This is a genomic window from Microbulbifer maximicatervae (SeqCode), from assembly GCF_052467955.1.
Map to the genome: position 1 here is coordinate 3,867,464 of NZ_CP174329.1, position 22,067 is coordinate 3,889,530.

Annotated in this window: 17 protein-coding genes; 11 read left to right on the forward strand and 6 right to left on the reverse strand. The window is 45.6% G+C overall.

Annotated features, from left to right (window positions below):
* The first annotated feature begins 179 nt into the window (after positions 1-179).
* Both ACJJI5_RS16570 and ACJJI5_RS16575 read left to right on the forward strand, forming a co-directional pair.
* A protein-coding gene (locus ACJJI5_RS16570) for an IS3 family transposase (RefSeq protein ID WP_444897071.1) occupies positions 180-1,342 on the forward strand; the annotation gives its coding sequence in 2 pieces (ribosomal slippage) (positions 180-438 and positions 438-1,342; 1,164 coding nt in all).
* 73 nt (positions 1,343-1,415) lie between these two features.
* Positions 1,416-2,126, forward strand: coding sequence for a class I SAM-dependent methyltransferase (locus ACJJI5_RS16575; RefSeq protein WP_445356323.1), 711 nt, complete (start codon positions 1,416-1,418; stop codon positions 2,124-2,126).
* On the opposite strand, the gene ACJJI5_RS16580 is transcribed toward ACJJI5_RS16575, so the two are convergent.
* From ACJJI5_RS16580 to ACJJI5_RS16590, 3 genes are read right to left on the reverse strand one after another with little or no spacing between them, the layout of a single operon-like run.
* Positions 2,119-3,018: a polysaccharide deacetylase family protein gene (locus ACJJI5_RS16580; RefSeq protein WP_444907728.1), complete on the reverse strand. Its 900-nt coding sequence runs from the start codon at positions 3,016-3,018 to the stop codon at positions 2,119-2,121. The two genes, ACJJI5_RS16575 and ACJJI5_RS16580, sit on opposite strands and share 8 nt — an antisense overlap.
* Positions 3,018-3,890: a GNAT family N-acetyltransferase gene (locus tag ACJJI5_RS16585; protein WP_444907727.1), complete on the reverse strand. Its 873-nt coding sequence runs from the start codon at positions 3,888-3,890 to the stop codon at positions 3,018-3,020. Before ACJJI5_RS16585 ends, ACJJI5_RS16580 begins: the two co-directional genes overlap by 1 nt.
* A gap of 31 nt (positions 3,891-3,921) precedes the next feature.
* Positions 3,922-4,998 (reverse strand): bile salt hydrolase, encoded by a 1,077-nt coding sequence (locus ACJJI5_RS16590; RefSeq protein ID WP_445354676.1) that lies wholly within the window; start codon positions 4,996-4,998, stop codon positions 3,922-3,924.
* Between the two features lie 364 nt (positions 4,999-5,362).
* On the opposite strand from ACJJI5_RS16590, the gene ACJJI5_RS16595 reads away from it, so the two are divergent.
* The 7 genes from ACJJI5_RS16595 (at position 5,363) to rdgC (ending at position 13,371) form a co-directional block, all read left to right on the forward strand.
* Positions 5,363-5,761 (forward strand): VOC family protein, encoded by a 399-nt coding sequence (locus ACJJI5_RS16595; RefSeq protein WP_444897970.1) that lies wholly within the window; start codon positions 5,363-5,365, stop codon positions 5,759-5,761.
* A 435-nt stretch (positions 5,762-6,196) separates the two neighbouring features.
* Positions 6,197-7,291, forward strand: a complete 1,095-nt coding sequence (locus ACJJI5_RS16600; protein ID WP_445354677.1) for an alpha/beta hydrolase family protein — start codon at positions 6,197-6,199, stop codon at positions 7,289-7,291.
* A 90-nt stretch (positions 7,292-7,381) separates the two neighbouring features.
* Positions 7,382-7,903 carry a hypothetical protein gene (locus ACJJI5_RS16605; RefSeq protein ID WP_444917752.1) on the forward strand — a complete coding sequence of 174 codons (522 nt, stop codon included), beginning with the start codon at positions 7,382-7,384 and terminating at the stop codon, positions 7,901-7,903.
* Positions 7,904-7,913: 10 nt separating this feature from the next.
* Positions 7,914-8,252: a hypothetical protein gene (locus tag ACJJI5_RS16610; protein ID WP_413662708.1), complete on the forward strand. Its 339-nt coding sequence runs from the start codon at positions 7,914-7,916 to the stop codon at positions 8,250-8,252.
* Positions 8,253-8,536: 284 nt separating this feature from the next.
* Positions 8,537-10,894 (forward strand): TonB-dependent receptor domain-containing protein, encoded by a 2,358-nt coding sequence (locus ACJJI5_RS16615; protein ID WP_445354678.1) that lies wholly within the window; start codon positions 8,537-8,539, stop codon positions 10,892-10,894.
* A gap of 172 nt (positions 10,895-11,066) precedes the next feature.
* Positions 11,067-12,191, forward strand: coding sequence for an alkaline phosphatase family protein (locus tag ACJJI5_RS16620; protein WP_445354679.1), 1,125 nt, complete (start codon positions 11,067-11,069; stop codon positions 12,189-12,191).
* A 187-nt stretch (positions 12,192-12,378) separates the two neighbouring features.
* Positions 12,379-13,371: a recombination-associated protein RdgC gene (rdgC, locus tag ACJJI5_RS16625; RefSeq protein WP_445354680.1), complete on the forward strand. Its 993-nt coding sequence runs from the start codon at positions 12,379-12,381 to the stop codon at positions 13,369-13,371.
* A gap of 60 nt (positions 13,372-13,431) precedes the next feature.
* Here rdgC and gnd read toward each other — a convergent pair whose 3' ends face one another.
* The 3 genes from gnd to ACJJI5_RS16640 form a co-directional block, all read right to left on the reverse strand.
* Complete coding sequence (gene gnd / locus ACJJI5_RS16630) at positions 13,432-14,952, reverse strand: NADP-dependent phosphogluconate dehydrogenase (protein ID WP_445354681.1); 1,521 nt, start codon at positions 14,950-14,952, stop codon at positions 13,432-13,434.
* A 1,248-nt stretch (positions 14,953-16,200) separates the two neighbouring features.
* Complete coding sequence (locus ACJJI5_RS16635) at positions 16,201-19,188, reverse strand: TonB-dependent receptor (RefSeq protein ID WP_445354682.1); 2,988 nt, start codon at positions 19,186-19,188, stop codon at positions 16,201-16,203.
* 318 nt (positions 19,189-19,506) lie between these two features.
* Positions 19,507-20,022, reverse strand: a complete 516-nt coding sequence (locus tag ACJJI5_RS16640) for an RNA polymerase sigma factor (protein WP_444907717.1) — start codon at positions 20,020-20,022, stop codon at positions 19,507-19,509.
* A gap of 968 nt (positions 20,023-20,990) precedes the next feature.
* Here ACJJI5_RS16640 and ACJJI5_RS16645 point away from each other — a divergent pair.
* Together ACJJI5_RS16645 and ACJJI5_RS16650 are read left to right on the forward strand one after the other, a co-directional pair.
* Positions 20,991-21,167, forward strand: a complete 177-nt coding sequence (locus tag ACJJI5_RS16645) for a hypothetical protein (protein WP_444897979.1) — start codon at positions 20,991-20,993, stop codon at positions 21,165-21,167.
* On the forward strand, positions 21,143-21,499 hold the full coding sequence (locus ACJJI5_RS16650; protein WP_445356324.1) for an alpha/beta hydrolase-fold protein: 357 nt from the start codon (positions 21,143-21,145) through the stop codon (positions 21,497-21,499). The genes ACJJI5_RS16645 and ACJJI5_RS16650 overlap by 25 nt, the downstream gene beginning before the upstream one ends.
* Positions 21,500-22,067: the final 568 nt, after the last annotated feature.

The window sequence follows — 22,067 nt, forward strand, 5'->3', positions numbered from 1 at the left end:
CTTTCTAGCTATTGTTAAAGAGTCAATGGACTATTTTAATATTTCTTAACTCCGCAGGTGCCCTGGGAAAATGAAGGAGAGTTATTCACTGGGTGCAAAAGCCTCAGAGCAGAAACGTGATCCTACCCACCAAAGACGGACACTCTCTTAAGCGATAAACTACGCAGCAGAGGTGCCCTATGACACGATCAAGTAAATCAACCAAAACCACTCGTAAAAAATACTCAGAGGAATATAGAAAAGATGCCCTAGCACTGGCGGTCAAGGTAGGGGTAAGCGTTGCCGCTAAACAGCTTGGGTTACATCCTTCCCAGATTTACGGATGGCGAAGCAAGGCTAAGTTACATCAGAGCCGAGGGGATGCCGAGAGAGAGCTGGCCACAGAGAATGCTCGCCTTAAGCGGCAGCTGGCTGAGCAGGCAGAGGAGCTGGCGATCTTAAAAAAGGCCGCAGCGTACTTTGCAAAGAGCCTGAAATGAGGTACGCCTTCATGCTAAAGCACAGGCATAAGTTCAGCATCAAAGCGATGGCTAAGGTATTGAGCGTATCTCGCAGTGGGTTTTACGATTGGGTGTCAAGATCGGCCGATCAATCCAAGCGCCAGCAGTACCAAATGGAGCTTGATGGTTTGGTACAGCAGCGCTTTATAGCCAGTAAAGAACGTAGTGGCGCCCCTCGCCTGACGAGGGAATTGGCCAGTGAGGGGAGTAAATATAATCAAAAAACAGTTGCTGCCAGCATGCGTCGACAGGGCCTACGGGCTAAAGCCGCCAAGAGATATAAAGCCACAACCTACTCAAAACATGGTCTGCCAGTGGCCCCAAATCTGCTCGAGCAGAACTTCAATACTGAAGCGCCGAATCAGAAATGGGTCGGGGATATTACCTACCTACGAACAGAAGAGGGTTGGTTATATCTGGCTGTAGTGATAGACCTATATAGTCGGCTGGTTATTGGTTGGGCGATGTCAGAAACGATGACAGCTACATTGGTCTGTGACGCCCTTCAAATGGCTTTATGGCGACGTAAGAAACCTACAAATGTTATCGTGCATACTGACAGGGGAAGCCAATATTGCTCTAAAGATTATCAATCTTTAATTACAGCTTATGATCTGCGGTGCAGCATGAGCGCCAAAGGTAACTGCTATGATAACGCCTGCGCAGAAACGTTCTTCCACTCACTTAAGGTAGAAGTAATCCATGGTAACCGCTTTCCTACAAGGTGCCTCATGCGGGAAACCGTATTTGAGTATATAGAAATAGACTACAATCGAAATCGCTTACACAGCGCCAATGGCTATCTCAGCCCTGAGGCGTTTGAGGAACAACTAGTCGCTTAGTGGTGTGTCCGTTGTTGGTGGGTAGGATCAACGCCTGCTGTTACAGAGGAAAATCTACGGGGATACAGAAGACATACATTTTCCTTCAAACTATCAAGTAGCAGAGTTTGGTTGTGGTGCAGGCGCCAATCTCTGGATTGCGCAAGAGGTATCCGCTGGTAGTTATATTGGCCTCGATATCCAGCCTGCCCAGTTAAACAAAGCCGAGCAAACAGCCCAAATGTTGGGGCTTTGCAACACAGAATTTAAGCTCTGTAATGCAGAAAAATCAGGGTTAGCAGATTCATCGGTAGATGCAGCTTTTGCACGCTTGGTTTTGATACATCTTCCAAACCCAAAAACCATGCTGCAAGAAATGATTCGCGTTGTACGCCCCGGTGGCAGACTTATTATTCACGAGCCTTACGACGCAACCTATTACACTGGCCCCGACAAGTTCAACCTAATGAAATGCTTCCGTGCACGTAATACGCTGGCCTACGGCAATGGGCGCGGTTCTCCTGAAATAGCCGTTAATCTTTTTCCAGTACTATCCTCCCTAAAGATCAGCGAAGTTGTAGTTTCACCCCATGTGATCAATGCCAATGGAAAAAGTGACGGGATTAGGTGTAAAAACTTACTGGAAAATATCATTGGACTTATAGAGCCTGTATCCGCAGAGTTAATTGCACAGAGCAAAATCACCCCTGAAGAATGGAAATCTGCACAACAAGAGGCCGGTATAGTTACCGCATACACTTTCCACACACAAACGCTTTGGAAAGCTACCGCCCAAGTTACCTAGCGGTAGAGAAATTGGAGATCCAATGTTGCGCTACCTCGTTGCGGCGACAAATCCAAATGGGTTCAAATCGCTGGATATATTTCAAGAAACGATAAACTCCAGCAGCCCTGGCAGGGTGGCCGCTGACTCGCCCATGTAGTCCAACACTCATCAACTTAGGACTCACGCTCCCTTCCCGCCAAAGCTGATCGAAAGCGCCTTTTAGCAATAAAAAGAAATCATCGGCAGTCGTGCACCCACTGGGCAGCAGGTACTGAATATCGTTATTCACCAAGGTGTAGGGAATCACCACCAATGAATCTGATTTCTGTTCCCAGAATGGCAAATCATCACTGTAGGAATCTGACGTATACAGTAATCCATCAATTTCTCGTACCAATGATCTAGTATGGGAGCTTACCCGGCCTGTATACCACCCAAACGGAGGCCTAGCGGTTAACTGCTCGATTATCTTAACAGTGAGCTGAATATCGTGTTTTTCTCGACCCTTAGGAGTATCTTTATAATCAATCCACCGGTATCCATGGCCAGCAATCTCATGTCCCGCTTCAACCAGGGCCAGCGCTAAAATCGGATTAAGCTCTAACGCCTGACCGGTAGCAAAAACTGTTAAAGGTACGTTGTAACTATTAAAGATATCGAGAAGCCGCCAGACACCAGCGCGAGAACCATACTCATACATACTCTCTACACTGAAATCCCGCCCTCCAACCCGTGCAGGCCTGCCAGGAAGTTCATGTAGGTAAGATTCCGATTGGCTATCGCCGTTTAGCTTGGTGGATTCTGATCCCTCCTCTAAGTTCAAGACAAACTGAATTGCAATGCGGGCCTGATCAGGCCAACGGGGATGAGGTGGACGCCCAGCGTAACCCTCCAGATTTCTCTTGTGCATCAACCCAGCTCAAATGTCGTTACACCAAAAATTCGGTCCCGCGCAATATCCGGCATTGGCCCCAGGTACATCCTTGCGCAGCCAAAAACTTCCTCCATTCCATAGTGCTTGGCCAGCGACATAGCCGCAGGATTATTTTCCGGCACATCCAGAAAGATAGGTCCATCATCTGCAAATGAGACCAGTCGCTTCAGCAACGTATCTGCCACTTTATAGCTATTTGCAAACAGAGGACCGACTTTACATCCATTGCGGCAACGCCTGATTACACCATAGCCACAAAGACTTCCAAATTGGACATAGCCCAAACTCAGAGCCTCTGGCTGGGAAATCCATGCTTTCAGAAATACCCGTCTACTTGCGGGAAAGCAGGTCCTGTCGTAAGCAATTATTTGATCGAAAGAAACTTCACTAAGCTGGATAACTTCATCAGGGCATTGAGTACTCACACCCTCAAAAGCAGAAAGCTCGACTCGATAACGGAGATTCCGATGGGAGAAGTTAAAACCGCCGCGGGCATAGTAATCCTGCATCGCAAATACCCCATCCATACCGATGCTTGCATCAGGCCTCAACCGGGTTTTTAAGCGGTCCCGTCGAATATACCAAAGTCTATTACCAAACCCATGACCTCTGAATTCAGGCCTAACGATAAAGAATCCCATAAAACCGAAATCATCACCGTACGCAGTAATTGCCCCTCCTCCAATCAAGTCACCCCGAACTTCCGCCGCAATGTAAGCTTCTGGATCTGTTTTCCAGAAAATTTCTGCATCGTGCAACCCCGGATTCCAGCCTTCAAGTGCAGCCCAGTCAACCAGTAAACCCACTTCTTTACGTGTCATCTCCCGAACAGTAAATGATTCATGCATTGACTTAGACTCTTCTCGTTATCGTATTTATTCAGCTACCTGGAGCGAGGAACTTAAAGGGTTCTGAAGGACTCAACTTAGATGCCACTTCCCCACCAGTATCCATTGGAGTATCTAATTTCATTGTCATTACTTTAGATCCCGGCTCAATAGAAACACTATCCATATCCAACCAAATTACTGATGGATTAATAACAGAGTCGAAATAGTAGCGGCTACTTTTTTGATCAATAACCGACCGCCACAATGTTGAGGCTATATTGGGTTTATCTGGATCATCCATTCCCAGCGGCACGCTGACAGCACGAATTTGGGAGAATGCGGATGCTAATGCATCGCGATACTTTTTATATTCTGGTGATGTTTTTAAAGCATAACTCGCCCGTACAAACCTGTCCGCCGCACTAATTGTACCCGGTAGAAAGTTTTGGCCTCCAATTGAATTCCAATAGGAATTGATTGCCAGTTGCTGATCATAAGGAGGAGAATTAGTCATTACCGTAAACTGCTTACCGTGATGGATCTTTAGCACACCATCAAGATATTCAAAAATAGCGGAATCACCACTGGGGTCTGAAATTGCAATATGTGTACTTGCCGGTCTCCCATTGGGAAGGTCTGCGCCAACCACAGTGAATGGGTCACTCTTTAACCCCTTTACCGCAGCATCAACCGTTGCGTAGTTATCCAGGATGTATTGCAACCAGGCCCCAACAGAGATAGTCGGCTTATCCCTATCGGCAGCACTCCCATAATCTGCCTCAGCCAAGTATAAAAGGTTGCCTACGAGGCCCTTTTCATTGAGCCCATCAGTTGTAGCCGCATCGTAAATACTGATAACAATTGAGCCAAACTTCGATGTCCAAGTAATAGATTTTGGGCCCAAGCCACCATTGCGCTCCATCCCCTGAGGGAAAACCCAAAATGCCATAGCTGCATCGGTATCACTCCAGTCCATGCTACGGGCAGTAATATAGGTCTTATCACCAGTTTCATAGAGTATTCGGGTACAAGCAATCGAAGACCTGGGCTCGAGTAGGCACAGCACTACAACAACAAAAACCATAACGGAGTTTATAGCTTTAGAAAAACATGAAATCCTTTTCACTTTACCAACCATCCCTCGAAATCATTAATTAATATACTGATCGTTTACAGTCACTATAATCGGCTATAAACAATAGAAAGTCCGGTTTCCATCATAGATGGCCAACAATGGTGAGACTGTCTTTCATTCCAATACTTGGCAACCTTGGCGTAAAGGTCCAGAAACTGACACCGCTTTCAACATTTACAGTTCAAATATCTTGTAACTTCAGTAAACTTTTACAGCTTATCAGCTTCACGCTAAAAGCATTCATTTTGGTATAGGCCACTCAAATAAAAACTATTTGAAAAACTGTACACCTATTAACCAGAAAGAAATGCCCCCTCTTATCGAAGTAGCAATAAGGCCAATCACGGAGCCCCTAATGAACTCAATTGGCAGACTGGTAATCCTAGTCAACAACTATGAAGAAGCTATTGCCTTTTATCGTGACAAATTGGGGTTTGAAGTATTTATTGACTCTCAAGCAGCACCACATCGATTTGTTCATATTCGACTTCCGGCACAAAAAGATATGGGTATATGGTTACTTCAGGCAACTTCTGAAAGCCAGCAAAAGAAAGTGGGAGCACAAACTGCAGGGCAGCCTTGTGCCGTTATTTATACAGATAATTTTGACAGAGAATATAAAAAACTTGCAAAAAATGGCGTTCACTTCAGCAAGCCACCCACTTCTGAAGGGGGTGCAGAGTTTGCCCACTTTGAAGATCTCTACGGCAACGAATTTATTTTAGTTGAACTACAAAAAGAAACCGTAGAGTAAATTTTAACCTGTCGCTTCTGATTCCCCCATAGAGTGCGGTGTAAGCAGCGACAGATCTTCACCTTCGCTAGTCTACCCCCTTAACCGCGATGAAATAACTTCCGACAAGTAATTTAAGAAAAGAAGTACGAAGCGGCTTTTCCTCTCCCAATCAATAAATCTTTTTCTTTTCTATATTTACATCTCGTTTTGTATCACATATAAATCGAGTAACATTCAGTTGACATGCACCTATATCCAATGTCCTTCGGTTAGTATAGAGCTGGCCATCGCACAAAATTTCACCACTGAGATACACCGTAGCTAGCTACTGGCTAGCGTACTTATATATGGAAATACTCACTTACTGAAACGATTTTCACACAGAAAAAACAAAGGCAGGAGCAAACCTTGGCAGAAGGTTATATCTCCAGAATAGAGCCAATTGGAATAACAATGAGAAGAAGCTTAATTATGCTGGTGCCCGGACTGACACGAGTCACCAGCACCGCCCAACTGTCAGAGTTCACCGAGGGAATGATCGCAGCCAGTGAGCGTATGCCTCTCACTCAGATTTCTGATCCTACCGTCCCCGCCGGCATCAACCGCCTGAGGGTCAACGGTAAACAGGAGCTTGACCTGGTTGAAGCTTACTGGAACGACTTAGTTCCTAGCATTACCCAGCAGAGCCTGAAAGTCCGCTTAGCCCGAGGCTTCTCCCTAATCTGGTTCTGGCTGGCCAACCTCCATATTTGGAAAGGGGTGCTTAAACGAAAGTACCTGACATTTGGTCTAACCCTTTCAGCATTAGCCTTTATTGTTTGGTACATTGGTACCATCATTTTGTTTGTCGAAGCTGTTGAGCCCACCAGTGACAGCCCGTTTTATCCCGCAGTACAACAGCTCAAGCAAGGTGTTGAGTATATAGGGGGCTGGCGGATCTGGCTGATTGCTACTGCCGTTGTTGCCGTTATGCCGGTTGCCTTACTAGTAGATATTTCTGACTTTTGTAAGCGCTATCTCACCAATGAGCCGGCGGCCAAGGGCAAGCCTGCAGTCCGCTTTGAGATTATCCAACGGGTCAGAGAACAGCTCGAAAAAAGTATTAAACTATACGACTACGATTCCGTAACAATTGTCGGACATAGTTTTGGCAGTGTTGTTACTGTAGACCTTTTTGCCGATCTTCCGCCAATCGGTAAACCAATCCGTATCCTAACAATGGGGTCCCTAATCGAAGTTCTGGGTAAGCAAGCTCCTTGGCTGCAGAATGAAGTAGAGCAACTGTCACAAAGAAAAGATCTAATCGAGTGGATTGATATCAAGTCTCACTCAGACTGGTTTGCCAGTGGTTCTGCGGTCCCAGCACGCCACCACTGTTATGAGAGAATTATCGGGTCTTACGGTACTTTTCCGGACAAATTGGCAGCTCGAGTTCACTCCCGATATTTCGATAATCAGGAGGCTGTTCGCTTACTGCTGACTTACTTTGAAAAGCAAAATGATCCCAGTATTTCGCCAACCTCGCACGAGATTTTGGAACCGGTATAAAGGGGTACCCAGACGACCAAATCAGAAATAAATGTATCTATACCTCAGCCCCCTTCCGGCGACTGGAGAGGGCCGAGCAGGACTATTAAAATGAAAATTAAAGAGGGAGCGATCATGATAAGGCAGCCAATAGCAATCTTTGCAGTTTTAGCCTTTCTTACCATTCTAGTTAGCGGATGCTCACAAATGGCGCCGCGCTATGATGCCGCGCTATACTCCGATTTAACCACTGTCAATGTAGAGATAATGGAATTTTTCTCTTCAGTTTCCAGTGGAACCAACAAAGATTCTTACTCAAAAAGAGATGAGAGATACCATGCATTGATCGGCAAAGTAGATGCGCTGGCAATGCAATCGAAAACCCGCCCTGCGCCTGAAAGTAAACTACTCAAAAAGATTAACAACTATTTGGAATCCTCTGGCAGGAATATTAGCTTTGAGCGGGAACCCCCCAGTGTTGCGTCACTGGAGAAAATTTCAGAGAGTTTGAACATGATGCGCACGGTAGATGAAGATAAGGGCCTAAACGCAACCGCTGTTTCTCTATTCAAAAATGAAATTGTTGTTTCCATGGACCAAGCACTCACCTATGAGTCTTTTCTGAATCGCTGAGGAAATTACTATGTCTATTGACGTTAACCAACTCGTTGCCGATATCAAAGGGGCAGCTTCTGCGGTAATTAACAGTGATATTTCTGAACTCAGGGGATTTTCCGAGCGCCAGTTATCCGCAATGGCTCAGCAAACAAAAATGATTGCTAAAGCAATTGCATCTGATGAAATATCTGGCGACCTGCAAGATTACTTTCTCGACTCCCTGGAGGATATGGCTAAGAACTTCGCCAACACCTTACGTGGACTCCTGTTAGTTACCATCGAAAAAGTCTGGAATGCAGTTCTGGGAGTTCTCTGGGGAACAATTGAAGCTTGCACCGGCATTTCCTTGAAAGCTGCTATCTGATTTCTGTTTAAATTGGGCTGGGGTAACTCAGCCCTCCCCCTCTACACTCAATCAAGATTACTCACCGGATCACCCCCACTACCAAGGACTCTATTCAGTCAGTCCGAAACAGCTCATGTTTCTGGCTCTCAGGATTTATTGAGCACTCACCAACGGGTAAAAAGAGTTTAACCCCCCTGTAAAGAATTATTCATCAAGACGCGTCAATGTACGCGCGCAAATAACCCAAGCCGCTAACCAGGCTGGTTAACACTTGCTGAATCACTACAAACTGGGGTATCCCGATGAATACTAAAAAGACCTACCTGGCAGCCGCCATTTCAGTGGCCACAATAATGAGTGCCAGTCCCGTGACCGCTGAAGACCTCAGCAACGCACAAATTGAAGAAGTAATGGTTCTGGGCTCCGGTAGCACTTTTAACAGCAGCGAAGTATCTGAGGCAATGCGCAAGCAACAGTCCTCTATCACCAGCGTTAATGCATTGATCGATAACCTTCCCGGTGTCTCAATCAATGAAGGAGATACTTACGGCTTTGACGACTGGTCAACCAATATCAGTATTCGCGGATTTACTAACAGCTTAGATGAACAGCAAATTGGCACTACCATCGATGGTATTCCCAATGGCGGTTCGAATTATGGTGGAGGCTCAAAAGCAAACCGCTTTGTTGATCCGGGTAATATCGGTTCAGTAGAAGTATCACAGGGTACTTCAGATATCGCTTCACGTTCCCGCGAAGCCCTGGGAGGCACTATTGATTATCGCACTGATGATCCTTTGGACACACAGCGCAGTCGAATAGAACTGTCCGCAGGCGAATTTGATGCACAGAGAGTATATTTTCGCTATGACACTGGTATTTTTGCCGGGAACAGCAAAGCCTGGATCTCATACTCTAACCAGGCAGCGACCGACTGGATTACTGAAACTGCTGAGAATGAACGAGAGCATATCGCGGCAAAACTAGTGACCAACTTGGAAGCTGGTACCATTAAGGCCTACCTATCTTACGACGATATCCACGAAGATAATTATCAACGAGTCTATTCGGACGCCCAATTTGAAGAGTACCCTGAAAACGATTTCCTTACCGGCAACTGGTCCGGTATTCCCTATATCGATCAACTCTATCGCCGTGGCTGGTCTACCTTACGCGAGAACCTGCTGGCCTACACCCAGTTCGATTTTGACCTGACAGACTCATTCAATCTACAGGCCGGACTCTACTACCACAGCAACGAAGGCCGTGGGGACTGGGTGCCCCCTTACCTGGTTGATATTACAGATGACAGCGAACAGGGCGAGTCCGAGTTCCTCGGCGGCTCAACTGCCTATGGCGGTAGCCAGTCGGGCATCATTTATTTTGTTGATGCCAATGGCAATGCCCTTACTTACGATGAAACATGTACAGCGTCAGTCACCAATATCTATGGCGATTCAGGACCAGCCTACAATCCAGATTGCTATGCAGAGGGCGCCATACCCGCAATGTCTTATCGGCACACTCATTATGAAAAAGAGCGTGCCGGACTGACTCTAGACTTTACATACGCTACCACCATCGCCGGGTTGGACAATGAGCTACGAGGCGGCCTCTGGTATGAAGACTCCACCCGTGACGAACACCGCGATTGGCACAAAGTCACTGATGCAACTCAAGGTGCCAGTTTCAATTCAACACCTTACTGGGTTCAATACGACCGCAGTTACCCCTCAACCAACACAAAGTGGTATTTACAGAACTCCCTGACCATCGACACTCTCACTTTGACACTGGGCGCCAAGCAATTCTTTGTCGATGTTGAAAGGGAAGATCTATTTCAGGAGTCTTCCGATGCAAGTGTTGACTCTGACTCAGACATCCTGCTCTCCGCCGGTTTGATTTGGGAAACACCTCTGGAAGGTGCAGAGCTGTTCGCAGGCTACGCTGAAAACTTTAAGGCGATTGGAGACAGCGTATTAGAGCGGCCCGATTCAGATCTCGACAATATCGAACCGGAAACCTCAGAGACCACAGAGCTCGGGCTTCGCTATACCGCCGATAATTTCTCGGCAACTGCCACCTATTTTCAAAATGATTTTGAAAACCGAATCATTTTCCTGGATAACAATACTTCCGCAGGTAATAACTATTTGATAGGTACCAATGGGACCTATTTTAATGCCGGCGGAATCGAATCTGATGGTCTGGAACTTTTCCTGGACTACGATTTATCAGAAACTCTAAATCTCTATACATCCTATACCCTGCTGGACACTACCTATATTGGCTCAGGAAACTCAGCAGTAGATGAAACTCAAGGAATAACACCAGGGAATGACGTAGTCGGAATAGCTGATCAACTCTATGTGATTGGCCTGGACTGGAATTCTGAAATATTTTACGGCGGCATCTCCAGTAAGTTTACCGGAGATCGCTTTGTCGACTTAGACAATAGCTGGACAGCCGACTCCTATATAGTTGTCGATGCCTACCTGGGCATGAATCTGGAAGAATTTAGCCCGGCACTACGGGGAGCCAACCTGAATTTAGTGATAAATAATTTACTGGATGAGGATTACTTAGGAACTGTCGTCTCTGGCGGCGCTTGGATAGGTGCTCCACGGACAGCCTCACTCTCTGCAACTATTGATTTCTAAGATTTTTTTGGCAGCCACACAATCGGCTGGAAATGCTAGCCGATTGTGCGTATGTTTAGTCAAGCAGTAGATTCAAAAATAAAGTGCAATAAATAATAAATATAGTCGAAAAATAATTTTGATTATTTGCGACAAATATAAATAATCCAAAAATATGCAAAGAGCTCTTTCAATGAACAGATTGACTACAGCAATCCTGACCCTGTTTCTTTCTACTCAATCCCTTGCCGCAGACAACCTCGTATTAGTTACTATCGACGGCTTGCGCTGGCAGGAAGTGTTCTCCGGTTATGACCCTGAACTTCTCAACCACACAGAGTTCACTGAAAATAAACAAGACCTTATCAATCACTTTCACGGCGATTCACTCATCGAAAAACGTCAAAAATTATTGCCTTTTATCTGGCAAATAGTGGCTAAAGAAGGGGTTTTAATTGGCAATCGCGACAAGGGGTCTAAAGCACAAGTTACCAATAGCTGGTGGTTTTCCTATCCCGGTTATAATGAGATTTTAACCGGCTCCGCCGACCCCAAAATCCATAGTAACGATCCAACTCCCAATGCCAATACCACCTTTCTCGAGTGGCTAAACAGCAAATCTGAGTACAAAGGCCAAATCGCTGCATTCGGTAGCTGGGGAGTATTCTCCTCGATACTTAATCGTGATCGCAGTGATATTTACATTAACGCGGGCCTGGAAGCTGCCGATTGGCCAAAATTGAGCCAAAGAGCAGAGTTTCTCAATGACTTGCAGGGGCAACTGCCGGTTTTCTGGGAAAACGTGCGGCCCGATGCATTTACCTATGGATTTGCAAAAGAGTACTTAATTAGCAAAAAGCCCAAGGTAATGTACATTGCCCTGGGTGAAACCGACGATTTTGCCCACGATGAGGAATATCACCAGTATCTCCACTCCGCACATCGGAGCGACATGATACTCGCCAAACTCTGGCAGACACTGCAATCTCTTGATCAATACCGAGACAATACCAACCTACTCATTACCGTTGACCACGGGCGTGGCAACACCGCTGAATCCTGGCCGCACCACGCCAGTGGCCCTGCACTGACCCAATACTTCGGTAAAGAAGATCACCCCCACAAAGCGGGTATACCCGGCTCCAATGAAATCTGGATTGCCGCACTGGGCCCAGACATTAAGGCCTTGGGAGAAGTATCCAGGGGAGAAGCCATTTTTCAGGATCAGATAGCCGCAACCGCACTACAACTGCTCGGCCATAAGTCAGAAGAGTTCTCGCAGGATAGTGGCAAAGCAATAGACAGTATTCTCAAATAAACCTTTGTTCAGCCAGGCCTGACAAGTTCGGCTGAACAAATTTTCACCGCCTTGGACCAGTAATATTCTGGAGCTTGATAACAACTTAAAGAACCCATCAATTAAGTGTTAACAGGCTCTAGCTGCCCCGCCCCGGTTTCCGCATAATGCAGGCCGCACTCGCAACTGAAAACAGATGGCCTGATGTATGTGGTTTAAAAACCTCCGTATTTATCGTTTGACGAAAGAATTTTCCCTGGATGCTGAAAAATTGAACGAATTGCTGGAGCCCCATGCATTTGTTCCCTGTGGCAGTCAGGACAGCACTCGCTATGGGTGGGTGCCTCCACTAGGGCGCCACGGCAGCCAGTTGGTGCACGCAACGAATGGCTACCTAATGGTCTGTGCTAAGAAGCAAGAAAAAGTGATTCCTGCTGCGGTAGTCAATGAGAAAGTTGAAGAGCTGGCACAAGCTATTTCTGAAAAAGAAGCCAGGCAGGTAGGTCGCAAGGAGCGGCAAAACCTTAAAGACGAGATTCTCCTTGAAATGCGCCCCAAGGCATTCGCTCGCTCCCGTCTGCAATATGCCTATATTGCACCTCAGGATGGCTGGGTAGTGGTTGACGCCTCTTCTGCCTCCGCCGCCGAGGAACTGCTGGAGAACCTCCGCGAGGCTATCAGTAGCCTTGCCGTGGTACCACTCTCCGCTAAGAACCTGCCTCAGCAAACGATGACCCACTGGCTCAGTGCCCCTGAAGCACCGCTTCAATTTGATTTTGGCCACGAATGCGAGTTGCGCGATCCCAAAGACAGCGGCAGTGTTATCCGCTGTAAAAACCAGGACCTCTGTGCCGAGGAAATTCATAATCACTTGGTGGCGGGACTACAAGTGCACAAGCTGGGACTGACCTGGCGTGGGGGCGTTGAATTCCTGGTAGATGATCAGCTGTCCCTAAAGCGCATCAAATTCAGTGACGAGCTTCTGGAGAAGGCCGATAGTGCCGATGCAGAAAGTGCAGCCCAGCGATTTGATGCAGATTTTGCGGTGATGACTCTGGAAATCTCAGCCCTGACCAAGGACTTGCTCTCTGCCTTCGGTGGCGTCAACACCGAGTCAGCTAGCGTAGAGGAACTGGCGGCCAAAGCCAGCCGCCAAGAGGTGGAGGCCCTGGCCAAAGAGGTAGAAGAGGTCGTTCTTTAGGGAACTCACATTGTGATGCGTACCTGAAAGGCACGTATCACCTCCCCCCTACCCCATCAATCAGATCTCAACCATTGGGCGGCCTGGTTCGGTCCACTGAACGTGGTACTTGCGCTGCTCAGGTTGGTCCACACGCGCAAAGGTATGGGCTCCAAAGAAATCCCGCTGTCCTTGTAGCAGGTTCGCCGGCAGCGACTCGGTGCGGAAGGCATCGTAGTAATTGAGCGCCGATGACAGGGCCGGTACCGGAATACCATTCAGAGTGGCGCTCGCCACCGCTTGGCGCCAGTTGGCCTGGTGATCGGCAATCTGCTGGGTGAAGAAATCATCCAGCAGCAAGTTGGAAAGCTTGGAATCTCGATCGTAAGCATCACTAATAGATTGCAGGAACACTGCTCGAATGATGCAGCCTGCACGCCAAATTCTGGCAATTTCAGAGAAGTTCAACTGCCATCCCTGCTCCCGCGCAGCCAGCTTCATCAAATCGAAGCCCTGGGCGTAAACACAGATTTTTGCGCAGTAGAGAGCGTCGTGTAGCTGTGCAATCACCTCTTCCCGTTGCTCTGAAGCCACTGGTGTCAACTCAGGCCCTTGCAGCTTCTTCGCTGCGCGGGTGCGCAATACCTTCCGGGTAGATAATGAACGGGCGTAAACCGCTTCGGCAATACTCGGAGCCGGACAGCCCACTTCCAGACTGCTCATGGCTGTCCAGAGACCAGTACCTTTTTGCCCTGCTCGGTCGAGGATAACGTCTACCAGCGGTTGTTCTGTCACGGAGTCCAAGGTAGAGAGCACTTCCGCACTGATATTGATCAGATAGCTGTTCAGCGGGCCTCGATTCCACTCGCGGAATACCTCTGCAATTTCCTCTGGGGCCATACCCAGCGCCGTGCGCATCACATGGTAGGCCTCACAGATCATCTGCATATCGGCATATTCAATACCGTTATGCACCATCTTCACATAGTGGCCTGAGCCTATCGGGCCGATATAAGCCGCACAGGGCTCACCTTCGCGAACCGGGTTGCCAGGCTCAAAGCGCTCAATCGGCTGGCCGCTGGCTTTATCCACTTTGGCGGCAATAGCATGCCAAACTGGCTCAATACGACTCCAGGCATAACGGTCGCCGCTGGGCATAAGGGATGGCCCAAAACGAGCACCCACTTCGCCACCGGATACTGCGGTGGTGAAGAAAATCAATTTGCCTTCATACCGTTTAGCCCGCTCTACAGAGTCGGTCCACAGGCTGTTACCAGTATCAACAACGATGTCGTCAGCCTTCAAGCCCGCATCGAGCAGCTTGCTGCATACGTCATCAACGGGGGCTCCAGCCGGAACCGAGAGAATAATCAAGTGCGGGGCTTTAACCTTCGCCAACAGCTCTGTGTAAGAGTTGCAGGCTTCAACACGCGCAGGCTGGTCTCCACGCTCTTTCTTGTCCTGCTCCAGCAGCGCATTCAGCCGGTTGTGATCCAAATCAAAGGCACAGACCCTATAGCCATTGTCGGCCAGGTTCAGGATCAGGTTCTTACCCATCACACCGGCGCCGATAAAGCCAATATCGCACTGTGAATCAGACATCAAGTTCTCCATATAAAGACAGGGGGCTTTCAAGGGCGCGGAGTATAGCAATATGAATCTGGAGCAGGGAGAGCAAAAACCAAACAAAATTGCCTTGAGGGCAGCAAATACAGCCTACAAGGTGTAGAAGCCGATAGCAGGTGGTCCGCTATGGGCAAATACTCCCAACCTGGTGTATTTTATCTTTTGGTGCCAACCGGCAATTCAATTGCCCCGACACCAGAGCTCCATAAGTTATTTCAAGTCTATTACGCTTTATAAGAAAAGCTGATAACGAACTGTAAGAGCAAGGACATATCCGCCCAATACGCTAATTGGGGAAATCTCTTCCGATGAGGCTGAGTTTCCTAACGATAACGTAGCCGGTTTCCCATGCACCGTAAGTGGCACTATCTTTACTAGCCCATAATTCTCCATCACAACTACTTAATCCACCATAAATCCATTTTATCGATTGAATTGAAATTTAATAAAATAAAACACATATTATTGGGGAGTTTGACTAAGAGGGATGACCTTGGACACTCTACTTTACTGAGCTTACTTACCAATGAAAGCCAACATTAAAATAAATCATAAAATACAATCAATCCATTATTTGGTCTTTCAGGGTTTATCGCCGACACCTCGATACTGGCATTTCAATATTCGCTTCACTACAGCAAAGCGTAAAATAAAAGCTCTTAACCTTACTGAAAGCAAGAAGTAAGCGATGAAAATAAATTGATTTTTTCAGCAAGATGGATCCTCACGATTTATCCTATAAGTGCATGAGCAATACCATGGTCATTAAAAATAGACTTATTAAGTCGACCGCCGGTGAATATGCTGGAGACCTCATAAGATCATTGAATCAGCCAAATGGAAAAACTACCTTCAACAGCGCCAAAACTCCCAGCGCAGGTTCAGACAACTAGAGGGAAATTAATAGTGTAATTTCAACAAGCTCTCATTTCACCTATACAGCCTCTAAGTCTATCCCGCCTTAATTAATAGCCCTAGATGCTAACAACACTAGCATTACGGAAACAGTTAATTTATATACCTGCCAACAATAATCAATGACTATTTTTGTAACCCAAAACTCATATGCAGTACGAAAACTGGCAGCGCCCCTAAAGCCAAGACCGCCAGATTTCAGAAGACATCAATAAAAATGCAAAAATAGGTTGGCAAGAAATCCTCTCACCAACCTAGATATTCATTCAATCAAATCTAAACAATGAATCACAGATTCCACTGGATTAATCAAAACCCTTTGCTAACACTTAAGCCAACAATACGAGGCTCTAATGTAAACACATTAGTAGTAAGACCTGAATCATCACTATTAGTGAACATATCAGTGATAGGCGCATCATCAAAAATATTCTTCACGTACAGCTGCATATATAGATCAGAGTCAGGATTGCTGAGGCTAACTGAAGCATTGAGATTACTCCAAGCCTTCAAACGATCATACTCAGTATTATATACACGAGCATAACTTTCCGACTGGCGGTAGTAATCTGCTCGTAGAGTTAAATCCCAATTCTCAATAGGAATCGTATGTTCCACTCCGAAATTAACGGTGAAACGTGGTGCGTTGGGTAACTCATTTCCACTTAAATCAGCAGCAAAACCACGCCCCCCATTAGGTGCATCGGTTAGCGGGTTGTAGGGATCGACTCCATAATTGATATCATGGCGCAATGCATCCGAGACTTCGATTTCTGGAGAGAATGAACCATACTGGGCGGAACCTGCACAAAGCGACCAAATAGCAAAAATATTAGGCGCAGCCATAACCGTTTCAACTAAATCCACAGGTGCAATACAGTTAGACGGCACCTGGATGCTAGGACGAACCAGTACCCAATCTTCATTGCCCTGAGTACGATCCATCACGTCAACAGACTCCTCTCCATCTGCAATTCGGGTTTTTAGGTACCCTAAATTCATATCTATTCGTGTTGCATCTGTAAGCTGCCAAGCCAGCTCAAGCTCAAGCCCCATAGTTTCCGCATCAAAATTCTCATTGAGAGAAATTCTGTCAACAATTTGAGAGACTTGATAGTCAGTATAATCGTAGTAAAAGGCACTAGCATTAAGCGATAAGCTACCATCGAAAAGAATGTTCTTACTGCCAAACTCAATTGCGTTGACAAACTCCGGCTCAAAAGAATCTTCCAGAGGCTGAAACTGTACTATTGCTGGATCAACCTCGGCTCGGGGAGGGTTAGTACCACCCCCTTTGTAGCCGTGGGCAAAGGACATATAGAGCATAGTTTCATCCGTAAAAGGCAGATCCGTCCTCCAGTCCAAAACTGCGCGCCCGGTGTACTCCTTCCAGTTCTGCGTAACCGGATCACCTTCCGGATAGCCTCGATGGACAAGCCCCCCGGAGACTTCACCGGAGGAGACTTCCCCCGTTACCGGATCATAAAAAGTACCTAACAATAGCTGACTGGGTACCGGAGTAGAGCGCTTGCGATCATTTGTATAGCGAAGGCCGGTAGTTAGCTTTACATCATCATTAATTTGCCAATAAGTTTCACCAAATAATGCCCAAGAATTAACTTCCACCAAATTTCGGCTCAAGAAATAGTTATGTCCTTCCTCATCAATGTTTTCTATCGAGTTAGGGTCAACATAAATACAATCTGAACCAACATTTACTTCTGGATCAGTACAGTTTTGAAATACTAAGTTGAAATTTTCATCGCGGTCGGCATTATATAGATATTGCGCCACCATACTAAATATATTATTGAATACAAAATAGTCATCTTGGGTTTTAAAGTCTAAATAGTTTGTGCCCACTGAAAAATTCCAAGGACCATCGAAAGATGTCTGCAATCGGAATTCCTGGCTCCACTGTTTATTATCTGATCGACTAATATCAACCGCCAACAGTCCTTCAGAGGGTCCCAACTGTGGATCAGTAAAAACTCCCCCCGGTGTAGGTTCTAAATTACCCCCATCATTAAAGATGGGGTCTGAAACATAACGATTATAATCTTGGGATGAATAGTAATCGTCCTTAGCATAAGTCGACTGAGAGTAAAATGTGAGAGAGTCTGTCAGGCCCCATTCGAAGTTCAGTTGCACTAAGTCATTCTCTGCGCGGAATACCGGATCATAACTGGTTTCAATTTTACGAAGATCACGTGACTGCGTTGAATTCGCATAAGGGTCAGTAAACCAGTCAATAACCTGGCCATAGCTCGTGACAATTAACCCGGTAGCCAAAACGCTCGCAAAACCCTGGGCATTGGGTGCGCTGTAAGCGTCATCACTATAAATCGAGCTAGGCAGACAACCCTGACTAAAAAACACTGGCGTAAAGCCTGTTAGTTCAGTATCACCAATATGTGTTCGGCCTGGATCTTTTGTACAAAGTTGCTTGCCCGTTCGTGAGCGCCGATCATCTTCTTCAAAGTGCTGCCATATTAAATTGGCACTAAAGGATTCACTGGGCTCCCACTCAAAGATTGCACGAGTAGAATATAGATCGCGGTCATTAACATCGTTACCGGTATAAGTGTTGTAATCAAAACCATCACGCTTAGTCATGGCCCCGGAGAAACGCAACGCCATGGTCTCCCCCAATGGCATATTAAACATTCCGCTGGCGCGCTTGGTGTTATAACTGCCCACCTCCGCCTTGATCTCAGAGGCAAACTCATCTCCAGGCATAATTGGCAACATATTAACTACGCCAGCTGTCGCGTTGCGGCCATAAAGTGTACCTTGGGGGCCACGCAAGACTTCAACCCGTTGCACATCAAAGAATTCTTGCTCAAATAATCGATTGCGAATTAAAGGAGCATTGTTAAAGCTCACAGCAACCGCCGGGTCTGAAGCAGCAGAAACAGCTTTAGTGCCTATACCGCGAATAGAGAAGTTATAGGTGCTGAAGTTGGATTTAGAAAAATTGGCATTTGGGACAGCTCGTAGCAACTCTTCCCCCCGCTCAATTTTAAGGTCATCCATACTGTCACCACTGAGTGCAGATACTGCAATGGGCACATCTTGAATACTCTCTTCAATCTTCTGCGCAGTAACCGTGATCTCCTCAATCACCTGTCTTGGGTGTTTACCTTCTTCACTCTCCTGGGCACTGGAAATGGTAGGAACAACTGCAAATGCCAAAGAGGCAACAATAGAGCTGTACCAGGGAGTAATTTGGCATGAATGTCCAGATTGATAAATCGCTTGTGCAATCAATGTTTTCTTTTTGACAGGTTTCATCATCACACTACGTCTCTCTTTATTGTCGGTATTATTGGGTTATTGACCTGATATAAACCTATTTCAGGCTCAACAACATTTAAGACGCGAGAGCTAAAAGAAAGGGGGGATAAAAAATAAACTTGATTTTCTGGGGGCTAAAGCAGAATTATTAACTAAATATTTCGAAAGCTGCAACAGTTAGAACTAAAAAGCCAAAACTCTAGCGCAGCGCTAGCAGAATCACTCACCAAAAAATTTCTAGTTGAGCTTATTGTCCCGTTAGACATCTACTCGAAAGAAGGTCGCAACCTACAGCACAATATGACCTATTTTGCGCCATCAAGGGGCTTCCTCTGCCACCTGCCTAACCTTAGTCAAAGCACGTTGTATTAATTCTTTAACCGAATCTTTAGAGATTCCCATTTGCTCCGCAATCGCTTGATAAGTCATTCCCTCAAAGCGATGATAGCGAAAAGCTGTACCAGCTCTTGGCGGCAATCCTAAAATAGCTTCCAGCACTCGGGTATAAGCCTGTATTCCCATCACCGTCCGTTCCGGACTAATCATGTAAGGGATGTCGACTTTGTGATCAATAGAGTCATGTAACCCTCCACACCTAGACTTTTGACGCCTACCATGACTAATCAAAAGGTTTCTTGCCATGGCATAAATGTAAATTCTTGGGTTTTCGATTTGCCCTCCATACTTTTTGATACGAATATATAACTGAATAAAAACCTCCTGAACTAGATCATCAACATCAGATAGATTAACTCGGGAAGAAAAGTAACGTTTCAAATCCAATCCATACTCACCAACCCACTGCGTCACATCATCCTGATAAAAGTTTTCCATTTTTCTAGTGAACCATCTCGTGTGACCGACCGGTTTCCCTGAGCTTCTGGAAAATTTTGCAATACTTAGTACAACTTACAGAGGCTCTCTAGAGACAATGAACAAAACAAACCATCGATCAATTATTTTTTGGTCAAATTATTTTTGTAGTACAAAACCAGCCTTTTTTTCAAAATCGAGTATCAACTAGCTAAACCGATATAAGTCTTTAGTTTTACTAAAGTTAACTTCCCCTAAAAACACAGGGAGTAGACAAAAAACATACGATAAACGACCACCTCCAGCGGTTGGAAAAAAGTAACGCCTAAATTACAAGCATAGAGAGGTATTACTATGAACTTCAGCGCCTAAAGGCTAATCAAATCGTAGACTATTAACCTTCAAAAGGAGGGAAAATAAAAGAGGGGAAAATGGAACAAGTACTTGGATAATTGTAGATATGAAAAAGTTACATTACGAAATATAAAAATAGAATTACTTACTTCTTCCGTTTTTGTAGTAGTAAAGTAGATTTTTACACTTCCACAGAAACATTGAGAGCTTCATACTCTTTATCTTATTACAAAAAAAATTGCTATCTTTTGAATAAATCTTATGCGAACAGTTTTCAAGATGAATCATTTCTATATGCTAGAGTACTTTCCTGACTTTTTGTTCACGCCGGCATAGTCGCAACTGGGAAAGAAAATGACACTTTCGTTTATAGAGCCTGTCAAGCCACTATACAAAAAGTACAAGCGTTTTATCCGTGCTAAAGCCCTGATAGGGTCCTAAGCAACCTTGTTTTGCACCCTCAGCCTTTGTTCAGCCCCTCCACTTTCAGTGAACGCAGACATCTCACCGTTCCAAATTCCTCGAAGCAGCAGCCTGGAGTTAAAGATCCTATCAGTACTAGGTCCTATTCACTTTACGTTAAGTTACCTAAGAGTTACGAAAGTACCCTCGACTAACGATATCCTTTAGTGCTTATGACAGATGCAGACTCAGCCTTTCAGGCCACTTCAGGTACAACTCAAGTGGCGATGGATTTAGGCAAACTGCAGGAAGTCATTTTAGTTGGACTATCTTACTCAAAAGGGTCAAAAATCATGCCAGCCGTATTCGGGACTTTACCCCCATCATCGATAAAAACTGGAAATATTTAACTGGCAAGGCCTATGAGCATGCCACTTTTATTCATGACGTCATTTTGCCCCTCCTAGCAAGATCATATCGCCTATTTGACAGTGGACACACGTTTATAGGGCACTCTCTAGGCGAGCTATTTGGCACATATATGTTGCTTACCAGGCCAAGCGGCTTTGATAACTATATCCTCAGCAGTCTATCGGTGTGGCACGATCGTGCAAGAATCCTTAATGTGAAAGCTACTCCCAGCTCTAATCACCGAAAGGTGTTTATTGAAGTTGGTGCTATAGAAACTCCAGAAAAAAGCCAAACTCGCAACGACATGTTAAGGGGAGCGAGGCAGCCCTAAAGAAAATTAATCATTGAAGAAGGCTAGAGGTAAGCTCCCGACTGTTCATTATTCCAGAAGCAAATCATGGCACTTCATTTCCAACTACTGCCATTCAGGACTTGGGCTGCCTATACAAAACAATCATGCAAGAGCAACAGTAACGTAAACTAATAGATGACAGTTTCATTAATACAAAGGTCTTTTATATCAACGGATGCAACCACTAAAATTTATAAAAATTTCATAGGTGTGATAAACAAACCAAAGATAAAAAGGCTATCCTTATTGTTATAGCTGGCATTTTTTCATTGACACTATAGCCTCACTTTACCAAAGCTATTATCTAGGGATGATAAACTTCAAATCGCCATACGATTCTCCCTCAGATACCCTACTTCAGGTAAAATATCTACACCAGAGGCAACCCATGAATCTGAGCATAATGATTTTTATAACAACCCATAATACCTGAACACTTGCCAGCCCAGGCGTAGAACCATTTTCTAGTTATTTTAGAGCAAGAGCTTAATTTCCGCGTAGTGAATTTAAGGCAAGCTAGCTTTCATGGAGTAGCAATGTTGCCTAT